Raw genomic sequence first — 15,205 nt, forward strand, 5'->3', positions numbered from 1 at the left:
GGCGGGCGCTCGGGCCGGCCGCTACGATCAGCGGCATGGCAGGACGGGGCCGGGGGCGTCCGCGTGACAGCGGCATCAGTGAACGGGCCCTGGCGGCGGCCCGCGAGCTGCTCGTCCAGCGCGGTTTCGACGCCACCACGATCCAGGCCGTCGCCGAGCGCGCCGGCGTGCACGCCTCGGCCCTCTACCGCCGCTGGCCGTCGCGGATCGAACTGATCGAGGAAGCCACCTTCCCCGGGCTGAGCCCTCAGGCCGTCCACCCGACCGGGAATCTCCGCGACGACCTGCTCCGGTTCGTCCGCGCCTACACCGAGGCCTTCAGCCAGCCCGCCGCCCGCGCCTCCGCCGTCGGCCTTCTGGCCCACCACCAGACCTCGCGCCGCACCCACCCGCCCGAGCTGTACCTGCGCATATCGGCCCGCCCTCAGTTCCAGGACATCCTGAGCGCCGCCCCGCCCGGCAGCGTCGATCCCGACCTGGACGCCAACGACGCCTTCACCATGCTCCTGAGCGCCGTCCTGGCCCACACGCTGCTGGCCAACACCGCCACGCAACACCTCACGCCGGAATGCATCGTCGAGATGACCCTGCGCATCCTCCGCCCGTCCTGGCCCGGCCCCCTCTGAGCCCCCGTCGAACGCGCCGCCGCCCGGCGTCCTGGCCACCCTCGGCGGTCACACCGTCGGCACCCCGTTGTTCGACCTCGCCCTGGGCCCAGCGCACCGACCGCGGCCCGGCATCGCCATCGCAAGGAGATGCGGTGGTTCGATCCGCTTCCAGGTCACGATCGCACACCCGCTTGGCATTCCGGTGACCGTCGTCACGCTTGAAGCAAATCGTCGCCTTTCGCGGCACCCACACAAAGGGAAAGATCGTTCCCACCGGCGCGGAGTCGATCCGGACCTTCGTCGCCACCAAGGGCGACCAGGGCTGGCATATCGCTGCCTTCCAGAACGCCGCCTCCCGCTCCGCGGGGCTGGTCAACGGCCGCCTGATACTGAGGCCATGGCATCATCCTCAACCGGGGCACGCGACTCGGCGGCGTTGCCGTTCACCCGCATCAAGGTCCGCGTCGGCGCGCTGGTGTTCTGCGGCGACGAGGTCGCCCTCATCCGCCGTGACCGGCCCGAGTCGACCCACTTCACCCCGCCCGGCGGCAACGTCGAGCACGGCGAGGGCCTGCTGGTGGCGCTGAGGCGCGAACTCACCGAGGAACTCGACCTCGCCCCCTCACAAGCCACCCGGCCGGAACTGCTGTGGGTGATCGATCAGATGGTCTCGCGCCCCGGGACGACCCCACCGCCGCGCAAGCTGCACCTGATCTACCGGCTTCACGTCACCCCCGAGGTCCGCGCCGCACTGGCCACCGAGGAGTACGACGAGGTTCCCGGCGGTCACGAGATCGGCCTGATCCAGTGGATCGACTACCGCACGACGGCGGACCTGCCGATCTTCCCACCGATCGGTACGGCACTCGCCGCACTCCCCAGCCCGTCCGCGGCCCTCACCGATGCCACCCTGCCCGCCGTCACCGACGACAACTACACATGGGTGTGACCATCGCGCACCGAAGTGGCTCGGTTCCGCACGGGGCAGGAGGCGGGCCCGCGGCGATGATGCGGGTGGTCTCGCAGAAACAGCGGGACGTGGAAAGCATTGGCCCTGCGCCCATGAGCAGGCCTGTAGCAAAGTCAACTGCCGATGACAGACCACCACAGGCAGGCTGAGGCGTGCCCCCTTCTCAGATCGACAAGCGTCGAGCGGCTGCCGTGGCCAAGGTGGCCGCGCTGTGGACAGTCCACCAAGCGGCGTCCTTTCCTGATGGACTGCGTCGGCTCGAAGCGCCAAGTGGTGAATCAGTCCCCGCACTGGATGCCTACCTCGCCGGCTGCATCAGCGCCTACCTCGCAGGCCAAGGGACGCTCGACTCCCAGCGCCTAGGCATCCTTGCCACCTGCGCTACCGACCTCAGGACCCTCCTCGACTCCCTCACTGGGGAGGATGCCGTCTACGTGTCCAGATTGATTGAGGCCGCAGATCTCATCACCGAGCCACCAACGCGGCAGTTCGGCCCATAGCGCCTCTCCGTCATACTCTGGGAGCTCTGGCCCGGTTGCGGACGTTGTCCGCATGGTGTGGCGGGCCGGGCCAGATGACGGCATGCGACGCGGGAACGGCCGCTGGCGCTGACGGGCGCGGCCCGATCCGGCCGCGCCTCGACCGATCAGGGGGCGCTCGTGAACATCTGGTGGTCGACGGTCCTGGCCGTGGCCGGCGGGATCCTGCTGCTCTGGCTGGCCGCCCTGGCGGCCCTGGCCCTCATCCGCCCGCGCGGGAACCTCCTCACCGAGGCCGTCCGGCTGCTGCCCGACCTGCTCCGGCTCATCCCCCGCCTGGCACGCGACCCGGCCCTGCCCCGCGGCGTGCGCGTGCGGCTGTGGCTGCTGCTGGCCTACCTGGCACTGCCCATCGACCTGGTGCCCGACTTCATCCCCGTCCTCGGCTACGCCGACGACGCCATCGTTGTCGCCGCCGTCCTGCGCTCGGTCGTCCGGCACGCAGGCCCCGACGCCCTGACCCGGCACTGGCCCGGCACCGACGACGGCCTGACCGCCGTCCGCCGCCTCGCCGGCCTGCGCACCGCCCGCTGAACCCTGTCTGGCGCCCGCCAGGGGCCGCGTTCGGAAGAACACCTCCACCAAGGCCCCGAACTCCTGAGGCCCCGACGCGACGGAAGGAAATCGGTCAGCCCTGTTCGGTGAGGGCATCGTGGCCGCAGAATACGCGCATGACGCTGCCGGCCGAGGGGCGCCGGCCCATCTTCTTGCCGACGGTGATGACGAGCCCGGTAGGGCTATCGCGCAGACTCAGGTTCGGTTCGGCAAGCGGAGTGCACGGGAAAGGAAGGCGTGGGTGACAAAGCGGATCTCCCACCGCAAGCCCTTGGGCGTCGCTGAAACTCATCAACAAGCGTTGTCGCTCCACACGGACGAAACCAAGTTTCGCGAGCCGGTTACGCGCACGCGCACGTTTTGCCGTGTGACTGTTCATAGCGCCCTGGCACCTGGTCGCGGGGCTGCCCCGTGCACAGGGAAACTGTTGCGTCCCATCCGAGCCGACGCAGGTACACGCCTCTGACCTGCGGTGCGACAAGTCAGTGGGGCGGTTTGCCTCGGTGCCGTCCCGGCAGACCTGACACAGGCTCGCAAAACGAGCTGCACGAAACCGCAGGTCCCCGCCTATGGTCTGCTGGTTTGCCCAAGTCGTCCAGCGGGATTGATCCTCACAGATCCGGCAACAACTCTCCGAGCCTCGGTTCAGTGCGCTCGATCAACCAGAACAGGTAGCCACGCAGATATCGCTCCATTCCATTGTCCAGGTAGGCGGCGTAGGTGTGCAGGGCCTCTCGCTCGTTGGCGCTGTGTTCGTCGGCCAACTCGGCGGCGATCCAGGTGCGGACGAACCCGCGGTCAGCCCACCAGTCCCGGACCGACTCGGGCGTCCAGCGCTGGTCGCCGTCCCAGGCGTAGCCGCCCATCGGCTCGCCCCACGCGATCTCGATCAGCGCCGTGACCTCGCGGACATTGGCGGGCTGACGGAACACGCACTCTTGGTTCAGGTCGCTGAGCAACACGTGTTCCGGCAGATAGTAAGGACCGTTCAGGCCACCGTCGGTCACACCCGCATAGAATGGACCCGGGACGTTGAGTCGACTGCGGTCCTCCCAGCGGCCCTCGCCCATGGTGTCCGAGCATCCGTAGGCAACGGACCCCGCTATCGCCCGAGCGGTCGGCAGCGGATCCCAGTACGCCAGTTCCTCCCACGGTCCTTCTACTGGATGGGCCAGCATCCGCTTCCGGAAGCCTTCCCTGTACCGCTTAAGCTCAGCCGACCAGGAATCCTGCCTGCGTGCGTTCTCCGACTCCTCCGCCACAGCGGACAAGATCTCACCGGTACCAGCGGGCAAGCCAACCGGAGTTCAAGCAGTCTGTGAAGCCCTCGCCTACGCGGGAGTCCTTCAGAGTCGCTGAAACCCCGGTAGATCTGACGCAGATCACGCAATGCGTCAGATCTACCGGAACTTCTGGGGCGCGACAGAAACTCCCCGCGCCCACAAGGGTGGAGGGCGCGGGGAGTTTCGTCATCGCGGCCGCCGTCGCCGGCAGCGAACATTACTGGGGCGGGCGGGGGTCAGATGCCCTGGCGGTCGTTGAGGTGGACGGCCATCTCGCGCACGAACTCGCCGAGGGGGTCGCGGGCGTAGAGGGCGGCCGGCTCGTCCAGCAGGGCGGCGATGACGTGGGCCTCGCCCGCGTCGATCAGCGCGGCGGGCCGCCGCAGTTGACGTCCATCCAGTCCTGTAGGTGGGTGGCGTAGTCGTCGCAGGGGATCGACTTGTGGCCGACCTGGCGGGTGCTGCGGACGGTGCGGTCGGTGTCCTGGGTGCTCATCGCGTGGGTCCTCTCGGGTGGGCAGTGCCGCGGCGAGGCGGTCCAGGGCGGCGGCCAGGTCGCCGGGGCAGGTCCTGGCGCGGTGCGCGGCAGGCGGCACTGCGGCGGCGGCGTTCGAAGCCGGCTCCGCCGCGCTGACCAGAAGTGATGTGGCGCGCAAGTCCGAGGACCCCGCCGAGGCGGCTCAAGAAGCCAGGCCGGAGCAGTCCGACATGGTGGTTGAGGAACCTCGGAGCGTAAACCGGCGCGTGTCCGCTGCGTGACGGCCACCCGGCGCGGCCGCGCGCCCGAAAAGCTAACATCGATCGTTTTCTGGCCAGCAGGCAGCAGCCCGCACTCGACAAAGGTCGTCGACAAATTCGCTGGTCAAGACGACCGACGGGGCACCGCCCGGACCGGCAGCCCACCCAACCCTTTAGTGCCACGTACTTGCGCTCGGTTATTGCACCAATCGGTTCAGTGTCCTAAGGTGAACCGCATGGTTCAGCAAGAGGTCCTCGATCGTACGTTCGCCGCCCTCGCGGACGGGACCCGGCGGCAGATACTCATCCGGCTTGGCCAGGGTCCCGCCACGATCGGCGAGCTGGCCGAACCCTTCGGCATGTCGCTCACCGGCATGAAAAAGCACGTGCACGTGCTGGAGAACGCCGGCCTGGTCACGACAGAGAAAGTCGGCCGATCGAGGCATTGCCGACTGGGAGCCGAGCGCCTGGAGGACGCCATGTCGTGGATCAGCTTCTACCAGCGCCTGTGGGAGCGCCGACTCGACGGCCTCGACGCCTACTTCACCCTCAAGAACGCCCCTGAGACGAGCACCGGGAAGGACACCGAGCGATGACGCGGAACGACACCGAGACCATCCAGTTGCGCAAGACCCGCGTGCTGCCCGCGAGCCCCGAGGAGGTCTTCGACGCCTACACCGACGCCGAGAAGCAGAAAATCTGGTTCAGCATCCTCGACGAGGAGCCCGGCATCGTCGAGATCGAGGTCGATCTGCGCGTCGGAGGCCAGCAGATCGCGGTCTGGGGACCGGACGCCGACAACCTGTTCCGTGAGACGCAGACCTTCCTGGAGATCGACCGTCCGCACCGCCTGCTCACCGAGTCCACCGGCAGCACTCCCGACGGCATGACCATGACCACCACCATCGAGGTCACCTTCGAGGAGCACGAGGGCGGCACCCTGCTCACGGTCGTGCAGAGCGGCTTCCCGGCGCCCGACATCCGCGACTTCTTCGTCCAGGAGGTCTGGTCGGGAGCGCTCGACCGGATCGAGGCGTACCTGCGCCGCACGGGACAGCAGTCATGACGCAAAACGCCAACCCGGGCGCGCCCGCGTTACGCGCTCCTGGCCGGGCTGGCCTCATCGTCGCCACCACCGTGGCTGTCGCGCTGGTCCTCAACCTCGCCATCTACGCGGTGGGGCGCGCCCTTGGGGGCGACTTCCGCTTCACGGCCGAGGGCCGGCCCGCCGAGGTGGACGGGATCACCCTCGTCGGCTTCACCTCCGTGCCGCTGCTCGTCGGGATGACCCTGGTGGCGCTGCTGTCGCGCATCTGGCGCTGGGTGATCGCCGTGGCGATGGTCGTGGCCCCGGCACTCGCCCTCGTGACCGTCCCGATCATGACCATCCCCGCCGACCTCGACGAGGCCAGCACCATCACGCTCGCGCTGTGCCACATCGCCCTGGTCCCGGTGACGCTCACCGGCCTCCTGGTACTACGCGCCCTCCGCCAGGAGCCGACACTCGCACAGACGCCCCAGAACTCCTGAAGGCCCGGCGAGGGGCAAGGTAGAGGTGGTCACCCCCCTGGTCAGCCTGGTACGGCAAGCCACAAAGCGGGGCCGGGGTCAGCTGCGGTCTGGGTGGATGGTTTGTTCGTCATGATCGCGGAGCATGCGCATAACGGTTACCGGTGAGGTGCGCCGGCCCCTCTTCTGGCCGGTGGTGATGACGAGGCGCGCGGCGATGTCGCGCAGGCTGAGGTGCTGCTCGTGCAGATGGATGACGTGGGAGAGCATGGCCTCGTCGGCGCCGCCGGCGCCGCCGCTGGTCTTGCCGCGGCCGCGGGCCGATTCGTGACCTTCGAAAACGCCGGTCGCGGATACTCGCGTTCCATGCCTGACGGGGCTGCCAGCACGGTGAACGATCCCGGCCGGATCGTGCGAGCCCTGCAGTTCGCCGGTGAGGAACTCCAGCGCGATGCCGCGGCCGAGTCGTTTGTGCTCGTGGACCACGAGGGTGACCGCGACGCCGGAGGCCCGCATCTCCTGGGCGAGGTCGACAGCCTTGTCGAGCTCGGGGCCGTGTCCTGACGCGGGTGGAGATCTTCTCGGCGAAGACCCGCGTGACGCCTGCGGCCCTGAGCGAGTCGAGCTGGGTGTCCAGGGACTAGCTGAGGATGGAGCCGCGCGTACCCGGACGGCTCGGCGCCAGCGGCTGCGGGCGAGGCTGCTCGACCCACGCCGATCCGGGCTTGCGCACCGGCGGGGGACGTTCAGCGCCTTGGCCAAAGAGGGCACGAGCCGGAACAGGACGGTGTGGTACTGGAGAGCCACCCTGCCCTTGCCGGTCCTACACGGCGATCCGGCGGGCACGGCGCAGGGCGACATCGGGCAGTCGTGGGCTTCCACGCGGGCGAAGTCGTCGTCGTTCACCCCGTGGCCGTTTCAAGTGGGTGTTTCACCTGACTATTCGTATGCAACGCCCCAAGAAACGATGTTCGTGCTGGACGGCCGCCGCTGGACAGCGTGTTTCATGCCACCCGGCGGCTGGCTTGAGCAGGGCTTGTGCCACGCCGTCTGATGCCTCCTGGACGACTGCCATCGCCTCGGGCTGCTGCGCGCGGTCGGCCCGATCTACCGCTTTCGCCACGCCGATCTCCACGACCACCTGCCATCCAACGGCCTGACGGATTACGTTCAGGTCGAAGACGGCACGGCACCGGTCATGTCATCCCCATGCGCGGGTTCAGCTCGTGGGCGCGTTCAAAGTCGACCGGAGTGAGGTTGCGAGTCCAGTTACCGGACCGGCGGACGGTGTGGGGCTGTCGGGCGAGACAGTGGTCGGCAGCCTCGATTGAGGCGGTTGTTCTGCCGTTCGGCGCAGCAGTGTCACCGAATTTCCTCGGATGCGCATGCTCTAGCTGGGCCCGCCTATTCGGGCTCACCCCAGCTTTAGGGGTCCAGGCCGTCCCATGACGAGCCTGGATGGTCAGCGGGGGCCGCCGCCGTTCAGGGTCTGCTGCCACGCGGCTGTGAAGATCTCGGGCAGCGGGCCGTGTGGCCATGGGGAACTGCGGATCGCGTCGCCGATCAGTTGCAGACCGAGCAGTTCAGCCTTCCACCTCTCCATGGGGGGCACGGGCTTTTTGGCCGTCACCCAGCCTCCCGGGAGGAACACGCTCCGCCCGGCTCGCATCCGTCTTTCCTCGACGACCAGGCCGCGTTCGAGGAGAGCCGCCACGGCCTTCTTGTGCCGTGCGGGCTTCCAGACGTTCCACGTCCGGATGTTCCGGTCGGTCGGATTCTGCAGCGCCAGCAACTGGAGATACAGGGTTGCCGGATCCTCCTCAAGGCTGTGCCGTTCACGGACTTGCGCCACCAGGTCGGGAACGCTCGCGCGCGGATCGGTCTCGTAAGCGCCCTCAGGGATGGCGCCCGAGCGGATCCGTTCCGCGATCCGGGTGCAGTCCTCGCCGCGGATCCAGTCGATGACCGGGAGGGTGATCGAGTGGCCAAGGGCATCGCGCAGGGTCTGGGAGCGCTCGTCCTCGCGGTAGTGCGCCGGCCGGAAGAAGAGCCGGTGGCCGTAGCGGTCGCCCTGGACGGCGATCGTCAGGCCATCGTCGAACGTCGCCTTGCCGAGGGGCTCGGGGCCCTGGTACGGCGAATTCCCGAACGCGGCCTCCAAGTCCTCGAACGGCCGCCGACCTCCGCTCGCGCTGCCCGCGGACAGCACCAGACCGGGATGGGCGAGCCGTTCCCGGAGGAGCTCCACCGCCTCGGGGATGCCCGAGCGGACCGGATCACCGGCGGGCAGTTCGGTGTAGGCCCAGGGAATGAGCGTGGTGAGGCATCGGGCGAGCTTGTCGAGCTTGTACGCCCTGTCCTCGTGGCTGCCGATCCCCGTCCCGACGGCGGGGTGCGGCCTGAGCCAGGAGTCGACGTTCTCGGTGAGCAGCGACGTGGCGCGGGGTTGGGCCAGGGCCGAGCACAGCTCGACGGCCGGCATCCCGAGATCGAGTTCCGTCACGGAGGCGGCGGTCGCCTCGTCGACCGGGGCCGCGATGCCGAACATCACGCCCCACGCCCGCGCGATCCGTTCCGCGACCGCGACGAGCCCGCCCGCTTCCCACAGCTCCGCCGGGTCGGTCGGCAGAGCGTCCGCCAGCAGGTCGAGCCGCTGGTCGCCGTCGAGTTTGAACAGTTCCTTCCGGGCCACCTCCGCCTCGGCGGCCGTCAGCTGGAGGACCTCGCGTTCCGACGGCTCCAGGAGCGGTGTCCGGTAAGGGTTTCCCCATCCGGTGATGCCCGCCAGCACGACCGTGGCCGCCACCCGGCTCATGCCCGTCAGCCCGACGAGCACCGCCACCGCCTCGGGATCGGGGCGCAGCGGGCCGCGTTCCCTGACCATGGCCAGCAGCTTCTGCAGCTGGCCGGAGTCGCCCCAGCCTCGGGGCAGCTCGGTGACCTCCTGGACGGTGCCGAGCGCGGGCGGATCGGCCTCCCCCGCGCGCAGGTCGAGAAACAGCCGCGCGGTGTCGCCGGGCCGGCCGACCAGGAGCGCGGCGCCGTTCGCGTCGCTGACCGACCGGCGCCCGGTCACGACGGTGCCCCGGCGCAGCCGCACGGTGGGATCGGCGAACACCGAGTCTGCCCAGACCTCTAGCAGCGCCAGCAGCCGTTCTCGCCGTTCGTCGGTCGTAGAGGTGGCCACCGCGCGCAGCGCGACGGCGCCGACGCGGCCCGTGAACCTGACCGTCTGAGTGAGTTCGGGGAGCTTGGCGTCGTGCTCCAGAGTGATCTGGCCGCGCAGCGCGGCGCTGGCCAACTGGATGCCCCGCAGAGCCCCGCCCTTGTCCGTGGCCGCCTGAACGGCGAACCCGTACAGCGAACCCATCACCTTGGAGTCGTCGAGGGGATGGGGCGGCGGCGCACCGGCCCCGGCCGGAGGCCTGACGAAGGATCGCAGCGCGGGGATCGCCCACACCTCGTCCGGGTCGCGCTGCTCGTCCACCCAGCGGCGCACGAGGGGGCCGTAGACGGGGTCGGTGACCGTCGCGGCGATATCCTCGTCCCCGGTGCGGTGCCGCATCCAGCGCAGCATCCCGAGCCCTGCCCCGGCCCCGGGAGGGGCGACCGGGACACCGTGCGCCAGGCATGCCTCCAGGACCCGCATGTCGACCTCCCGCGACCAGCAGCCGGGCCCGTCGAGATGGACCGGGACCCCGTCCACCGCGAGTCTGGCGCTCATCCGGGCGATGAGTTCGATGAGCTGGCGCGGCTGCTCGACGTACCGACGCCGCCGGTGCCTGGCGGTCTCCTTCAGCATCGGGTGCAGGACCGCGCGTGACAGCCAGCCCGCGCGGCCGTCCCTCGGCTCGGACTCGGGCTCGCCGTCGCCGGTCAGCGCCTCCAGCGCTCCGCAGTCGTCGAGAAGGTCGATCCACCAGCCATCGATGCCCTCGGGGTAAGGGAACAGGTCGAGCAGCAGGCCGCGCAGCCGCGGTGAGTCCCGCGCAACCCGTACCACCATCGGCCGCCACGCCTTCCAGAGGGCGAACGGCGCCTGGCGAGCGGCCGCCGTCGGCACGATCGCCTCGAGCACCCGGCGGTGTTCGGAGATCTCGTCACGGCCCGCCTTCGCGACGAGCGCCGAGAACTCCTTCGCGAACTGCGGCCACGGCGTCAGGTCGCCACGCGCCCGCAGGACGGCGATGTCGGCCACCGCGTCGACGGCCTGATCCGCAGGGAATCGCTCGCGCGCCCGCTTCACGAACGCCGTCACGCTCTTGGCGCTGAGGGCGCCCAGAGCGGCGAACTCCAGGTGGGAACCCAGCCAGACCGCGTCGTCCACCGGCAGGTCGTGCTCGGTCTCCGCCTCGCGGGCCCGGGCGAAGAGCGTGGCCGCGCGTTTGGGGTCGCCGGCCGCGACGAGCGCGTGCGCAGCGTGCTCGAGGAAGACGGGGCGATGGAGCGCGGGGAGACCGCGCGCCACCATCTCGTAGGTGCCCGCGGCGTCGTAGGGCTTTTCGTACGCCGCCCGCGCCAGGAAACCGAGGGTGCCGAGGGCCACGTCGGCGTCGGCGGGGTGGTGGACGAGCGCCCACGCCGGGTAGACGCGGGTCCCCAGGGCATCGGCCGGGATCGGGTCGACGGGGTCGCCTTGATCGTCGCGGCACACAAGCGTGCCGTCGATCAAGGCGAGCTCGTGGCCGGTTCCGGTGGGGGCCCAGGTCGGCGATGTCCGCGAGGTGGCGGGAGGCATGACGGAATCCTCGCAGACACCCCTGACAAGGCCGGGCCACAGATTTCGAGTACTGAAGCCGTACCGATCCGCCACGCCCTACGGCGCACGCGCCTTTCCGGCGGCTGTTGTCAGCGCCGGAGCAGCCGGTCGCTCAGCTCGCACAGCCGCTGTGCCGACTCCGGGTCGACGGCGTGCGGTACGACATCGGACGGGATGTCGTCCTGAGCACCGAATTTGATGGGCCTCGGGATGTCCAGCGGTGAGATGTCGTCGTCCTTCAGATAGACACCGCCGATCTCGGCGAGCAGCGGGCTGGTCGCGGCGAACACGCTGGTGCTGGCCCCCTGTTGGGGCGTCTTCATCTCGCGGACGGGACGAGACCAGCCGCGATCAGCGGAAACGAGGTCGCCAGCACCACAGCGCCCGCGGCCACCGCGTCGCTCCCAACCAGGGCACCGCCGACTCCAGGTCCCGCACGAGATCGGCGGCCCTGAGCGGGCGTTCGGCGACTCCTTGGCCATCCTGCGACGCAGCAGGTCACGTAGCGGCCCCAGCACCGCCCGCCTGCTGCGAGGCCGTACGTCCGGACCGGTGTTCCTTACCGACCGGCGCGCGCCACCTTGGGCCACCGCGCGCTTGCGGCCGCCGACATCTGCCCCCACCAAGCGGTGGCCGGCTGTCCTACCCCGCGCCGAGTACCTGTTCAAGACTGCCTCCACACGGATCGCCCCCCGCGGCCAGGGCAGGACGTTGCACCAACTCCCTCCACCACTCCCCCTCAGGCACCTGGTCAGCCTCGGGCAGTACGTCCGCCTCGGCGAGCGAACCTCAGCCCGGATCAACGCCGAACACGACCCCGCCGACTTGCCTTGGCTACCCTCATCAAGGCTCTCTGGTGAAGGCCATGTCCATCCAGTGCTGCCAGGTCGAGCCGTCGTCAGTGCGCTCCCACTTCGCGCTCATGGTGGTGCCGTTCTCAGCGATCATCAGCGTCGCCCGCTCGGAATCGCCGGTGAAAGTCCAGACCCCGTGGTCGTCCACGGTCGCGTGCATGGTGATGAAGTTGCCCTGGTTGTCGAACGAGCGCATCGGATAGGTCCCGGTCGCCGGATCATAGGGACCGATCATCTCGATGACCTCGACCACCTCGTCGTTCATGCGCACGTCCACGCGATGGATGAGGAAGAACCCGCCCGCCAGCCACTCGTAGGTGTCCGAGCCGACGATCCGCACCGACGGCTCGCCGGTGGTGGTGACCGTCTGCCCCTGCGACCGCCAACGGCCGACGAGTACGTCCAACGGCTTGTTCGCAGACCTGGGCGCCATCATGTCTCCTGGAATCTATGTAAGATGTTGCTTAAATACTTACACATCATCCCGTCAAGGAGGAAACCCCGGTGGACGAGGCGTTGCGGGCGGTCGCCGATCCGACCCGCCGCGCGATCCTGGTCATGGTCCGCGACGACGAGGTCTCGGCGGGCGATATCGCCGCCCGGTTTCCCGGCATCAGCCGCCCGGCGGTCTCCCAGCACCTGCGGATCCTGGTCACGGCCGGGCTTGTGGACGTCCGCCGTGCCGGCAACCGCCGTCTGTACCGGATGCGTCCCGACGGTCTCGCCGAGGCGGCGATGTTCTTCCAGACGATGTGGCCCGGCCCGCTGCACCGCCTGAAGCACGCGGCCGAGCGAGCGGAACGGGCTCTCGCCGATGACGAGGAGACGGAGGGATCATCGTGAGCACGACGGTCGAGCAGACGATGCGTATCGAGGCGCGGCCAGAGACGGTGTGGCGGTTCTTCACCGATCCGGCCTTTCTGGCGCAGTGGTGGGGTGAGGCCGAACTGGATGCGCGCCCTGGCGGTGACCTGCGCGTGGAGATGCAGGACGGTCCGCGCCCGGTGATGCACGGGACGTTCGTCGAACTCGTTCCGTATGAACGGATCGTCTTCACCTTCGGCTGGGAGCCCGCTCCCGGAGCACCCGGCATAGCGCCCGGCGCCTCGCGGGTCGAGGTCACGCTCACCTCTGACGGTAAGGGCACGACCCTCACCCTGCGGCATAGTGGCCTGCCGTTCCTGCTCGGCGACGAGACCACCCTTGGCTGGGCCTCTGTGCTTCGGCGCCTCGGCGAGGCGGCAGAGCGCCATGACCACCGTTGAGCAGGATCTTCGCGGCAGGTCGTCCGGCTGGCCGCTCGCGACCATTGCGTGCCGATCGAGAAAGGTCACACACAGCTACACGAGCCCGAATGACGGTGAACTCCGCCGCCGTTTCCGGGAATGGTCCGGTCGATGGCCGAGGCGTAGGCGCGGTGGGTGTTGGGGTTGGCGACCCGGCATCGGCCTCCTCGGCGGTAGCCGGGCGGCGCTGTGCTTTTCCGTCCGGCGGCCGCAGTCACCGGCTGCGCCCGCAGGGACGACGATCTACCGGATAACGTGCCCGAGCCGCACATCGGCCCCGATGACGGACCACACACCGTGGCCGTCCGGGGGCGACTCCGTGCCAACGGAGCCGCCCCTGGATGAGGCATATTTCGCGCGGAGGTTGGAGGAGATCGCACGCCGCGGCTACTCCCCCGCTAGCCCCCGGCCATCACGGTAAAGGTGAATCCGGCGCTCGTCGGACGGCGCAGCGGAATGTCGCACTTGATCCGGCGCAGTACTTGGTTCCTGCTGAGGCCGAGCCCTTGCGCGATGAGCCCTTCCGGGCGCACCGGTACCGGATCGTCGAAGACGACCTCCACCTGGACCGGCCATGCGTCATCGAGCCATGCCGACGGGGTGTCCAGCCGCCAGGCCCCCGTCCAGTCCAGGGTGAAGCGGTTGCGCCGGGCGAGCAGCGGATCCAACAGCCGGGACGCCACCAGTTCCGGATCGTTGACGCGGTAGCCGTGGAGTTCGGCCGGATCGAAGGATCTGACCGGCGCCCGCTCGTGCACGGTGAGCTTGCTCGTCCGATCGCAGGATACGCAGCGGACCAGCAGCCACACGTCCAGCAGCTTGCCGTTGGCGTTGACGCGGAATCTGCCCTCGCCGGTGGTGGCCGAATTCGACCGGCAGTCCACGCACCGCAACGACAGCAGAGGCAGCCTGGTCCGACGGACGACCCAGGGCAGCACGGTATGAGGTTGTGAAGACATGAGCTCTCTAGACCTGACACGAGGCCGATTGCGCGCGGCCTCAAACGCTGTATGACCGGGTGCACAAGGGCAGCCCGGCAGAACCGACGAGAGCGTCGGCTACAGGTGAGCGGAAGAAGGTGTCAGGTCTAAAGAGCAGGCGGGGTCACGCGGTTTTGTCCTCTGTCTTTACTGCGACTGGGCCGCAGGCAACGTACGGGAACACGGAAAAGGGTTCAATCGGTTTTCCGACCGAAACTTCGTCAGTGCAACCGCGACCTCAAGTGGCGAAGGCGACGGTGTCGTCGAGGCCCGGCCGGTAGCCGTCGCCGGTGTCCGGGGGGAGGATCGGCAGGGCCCGCGTCAGAGCGGGGTGAGGACGCAGAACTCGTTGCCCTCCGGGTCGGCGAGGACCGTCCACGGCACATCGCCCTGGCCGATGTCGATGTCGGTGGCGCCGAGCGCCCGCAGCCGGGCTACCTCCGCTGGCTGGTCGTCACCCGGGTACGGTCGCAGGTCGAGATGGACGCGGTTCCACACGGTCTTCACGTCGGGCGTACGGAAGAACTCCAGATACGGCCCGACGCCCTTGGCCGAGCGCAGCACCGCCTGGTCGTCGGTCACCTTGTGCAGGGTCCAGTCCATCGCCTCGCCCCAGAACCGGGCCATGGCCCGCGGATCGGCGCAGTCGACCACCACAGCGGCGATCGGACCAGTGTCCCGGTAGATCTCCCGAGGCTCCAGCACGCAGAACTCGTTGCCCTCGGGGTCGGCGAGGACCGTCCACGGCACGTCGCCCTGGCCCAGGTCGGCGGGCGTCGCGCCGAGCCCCTGGAGGCGTGCGACGAGGTCGGCCTGGTGGGCCGTGGAGGTGGTGGCGAGGTCGACGTGCACGCGGTTCTTCACCGTTTTGGGTTTCGGGTCGCGGACGACGTCGATGCAGACGGCGGCGGGGTCGGGATAGACGAAGCCTTCGGGTTCGAGGTTGGTCACGCCGGGCCCCTCGCTGGAGACACCCCAGCCGAGCGCCTGCGCCCAGAACCGGCCGACCGCGGCGTCATCCCCGGCTTTCATGTGAATCTGCACAAGCCTCGTTGCCATGCCGCCGATCCTATGCTCGCGCGGATCATGGCTCCGCCCGTATTCACCTGCTGTAGGCGGCTTCG

At 69.2% G+C, this 15,205-nt stretch carries 17 protein-coding genes and 1 pseudogene; 8 read left to right on the plus strand and 10 right to left on the minus strand.

Annotation, left to right across the window (positions count from 1 at the left end):
* Positions 1-35: 35 nt before the first annotated feature.
* The 3 genes from ACZ466_RS49515 (at position 36) to ACZ466_RS49525 (ending at position 2,651) form a co-directional block, all read left to right on the plus strand.
* Positions 36-626 (plus strand): TetR/AcrR family transcriptional regulator, encoded by a 591-nt coding sequence (locus tag ACZ466_RS49515; protein WP_378283682.1) that lies wholly within the window; start codon positions 36-38, stop codon positions 624-626.
* Positions 627-1,005: 379 nt separating this feature from the next.
* Complete coding sequence (locus ACZ466_RS49520) at positions 1,006-1,557, plus strand: NUDIX hydrolase (RefSeq protein ID WP_378283683.1); 552 nt, start codon at positions 1,006-1,008, stop codon at positions 1,555-1,557.
* A 680-nt stretch (positions 1,558-2,237) separates the two neighbouring features.
* Positions 2,238-2,651: a YkvA family protein gene (locus ACZ466_RS49525; RefSeq protein WP_378283684.1), complete on the plus strand. Its 414-nt coding sequence runs from the start codon at positions 2,238-2,240 to the stop codon at positions 2,649-2,651.
* 94 nt (positions 2,652-2,745) lie between these two features.
* Here ACZ466_RS49525 and ACZ466_RS49530 read toward each other — a convergent pair whose 3' ends face one another.
* From ACZ466_RS49530 to ACZ466_RS49540, 3 genes are all read right to left on the minus strand, one after another.
* The gene (locus tag ACZ466_RS49530) at positions 2,746-3,051 is read right to left on the minus strand and encodes a hypothetical protein (RefSeq protein WP_378283685.1); all 306 of its coding nucleotides are present in this window, start codon (positions 3,049-3,051) and stop codon (positions 2,746-2,748) included.
* 232 nt (positions 3,052-3,283) lie between these two features.
* Positions 3,284-3,679 carry a hypothetical protein gene (locus ACZ466_RS49535; protein ID WP_378283686.1) on the minus strand — a complete coding sequence of 132 codons (396 nt, stop codon included), beginning with the start codon at positions 3,677-3,679 and terminating at the stop codon, positions 3,284-3,286.
* 640 nt (positions 3,680-4,319) lie between these two features.
* The gene (locus tag ACZ466_RS49540) at positions 4,320-4,451 is read right to left on the minus strand and encodes a hypothetical protein (protein WP_378283687.1); all 132 of its coding nucleotides are present in this window, start codon (positions 4,449-4,451) and stop codon (positions 4,320-4,322) included.
* A 478-nt stretch (positions 4,452-4,929) separates the two neighbouring features.
* Here ACZ466_RS49540 and ACZ466_RS49545 point away from each other — a divergent pair, with 478 nt between their 5' ends.
* The 3 genes from ACZ466_RS49545 to ACZ466_RS49555 all read left to right on the plus strand — a co-directional run bounded on the left by ACZ466_RS49545 (position 4,930) and on the right by ACZ466_RS49555 (position 6,223).
* Positions 4,930-5,289 (plus strand): ArsR/SmtB family transcription factor, encoded by a 360-nt coding sequence (locus tag ACZ466_RS49545; protein ID WP_378283776.1) that lies wholly within the window; start codon positions 4,930-4,932, stop codon positions 5,287-5,289.
* On the plus strand, positions 5,286-5,759 hold the full coding sequence (locus tag ACZ466_RS49550) for an SRPBCC family protein (RefSeq protein ID WP_378283688.1): 474 nt from the start codon (positions 5,286-5,288) through the stop codon (positions 5,757-5,759). The genes ACZ466_RS49545 and ACZ466_RS49550 overlap by 4 nt, the downstream gene beginning before the upstream one ends.
* Positions 5,760-5,830: 71 nt before the next feature.
* Positions 5,831-6,223: a DUF6069 family protein gene (locus ACZ466_RS49555; RefSeq protein WP_378283689.1), complete on the plus strand. Its 393-nt coding sequence runs from the start codon at positions 5,831-5,833 to the stop codon at positions 6,221-6,223.
* A 78-nt stretch (positions 6,224-6,301) separates the two neighbouring features.
* Here ACZ466_RS49555 and ACZ466_RS49560 read toward each other — a convergent pair whose 3' ends face one another.
* The 5 genes and pseudogenes from ACZ466_RS49560 to ACZ466_RS49580 form a co-directional block, all read right to left on the minus strand.
* Positions 6,302-6,718, minus strand: a complete 417-nt coding sequence (locus ACZ466_RS49560) for a hypothetical protein (RefSeq protein ID WP_378283690.1) — start codon at positions 6,716-6,718, stop codon at positions 6,302-6,304.
* Between the two features lie 243 nt (positions 6,719-6,961).
* A pseudogene (locus ACZ466_RS49565) lies at positions 6,962-7,108 on the minus strand (zinc finger domain-containing protein); the annotation flags it as partial.
* Between the two features lie 556 nt (positions 7,109-7,664).
* Positions 7,665-10,940: a hypothetical protein gene (locus ACZ466_RS49570; RefSeq protein ID WP_378283691.1), complete on the minus strand. Its 3,276-nt coding sequence runs from the start codon at positions 10,938-10,940 to the stop codon at positions 7,665-7,667.
* Between the two features lie 110 nt (positions 10,941-11,050).
* Positions 11,051-11,284: an SDR family NAD(P)-dependent oxidoreductase gene (locus ACZ466_RS49575; RefSeq protein ID WP_378283692.1), complete on the minus strand. Its 234-nt coding sequence runs from the start codon at positions 11,282-11,284 to the stop codon at positions 11,051-11,053.
* 520 nt (positions 11,285-11,804) lie between these two features.
* Complete coding sequence (locus tag ACZ466_RS49580) at positions 11,805-12,251, minus strand: DUF1579 family protein (RefSeq protein WP_378283693.1); 447 nt, start codon at positions 12,249-12,251, stop codon at positions 11,805-11,807.
* 68 nt (positions 12,252-12,319) lie between these two features.
* Between ACZ466_RS49580 and ACZ466_RS49585 the strand changes: the two genes are divergently transcribed.
* Both ACZ466_RS49585 and ACZ466_RS49590 read left to right on the plus strand, forming a co-directional pair.
* Complete coding sequence (locus ACZ466_RS49585; RefSeq protein WP_378283694.1) at positions 12,320-12,658, plus strand: ArsR/SmtB family transcription factor; 339 nt, start codon at positions 12,320-12,322, stop codon at positions 12,656-12,658.
* The gene (locus tag ACZ466_RS49590; protein ID WP_378283695.1) at positions 12,655-13,080 is read left to right on the plus strand and encodes an SRPBCC family protein; all 426 of its coding nucleotides are present in this window, start codon (positions 12,655-12,657) and stop codon (positions 13,078-13,080) included. Before ACZ466_RS49585 ends, ACZ466_RS49590 begins: the two co-directional genes overlap by 4 nt.
* A gap of 419 nt (positions 13,081-13,499) precedes the next feature.
* On the opposite strand, the gene ACZ466_RS49595 is transcribed toward ACZ466_RS49590, so the two are convergent.
* Positions 13,500-14,039 carry a DUF1062 domain-containing protein gene (locus ACZ466_RS49595; RefSeq protein ID WP_378283696.1) on the minus strand — a complete coding sequence of 180 codons (540 nt, stop codon included), beginning with the start codon at positions 14,037-14,039 and terminating at the stop codon, positions 13,500-13,502.
* A gap of 363 nt (positions 14,040-14,402) precedes the next feature.
* Positions 14,403-15,140 carry a VOC family protein gene (locus ACZ466_RS49600; protein ID WP_378283697.1) on the minus strand — a complete coding sequence of 246 codons (738 nt, stop codon included), beginning with the start codon at positions 15,138-15,140 and terminating at the stop codon, positions 14,403-14,405.
* Positions 15,141-15,205 lie beyond the last annotated feature (65 nt).

This window comes from Actinomadura rugatobispora, assembly GCF_055379765.1.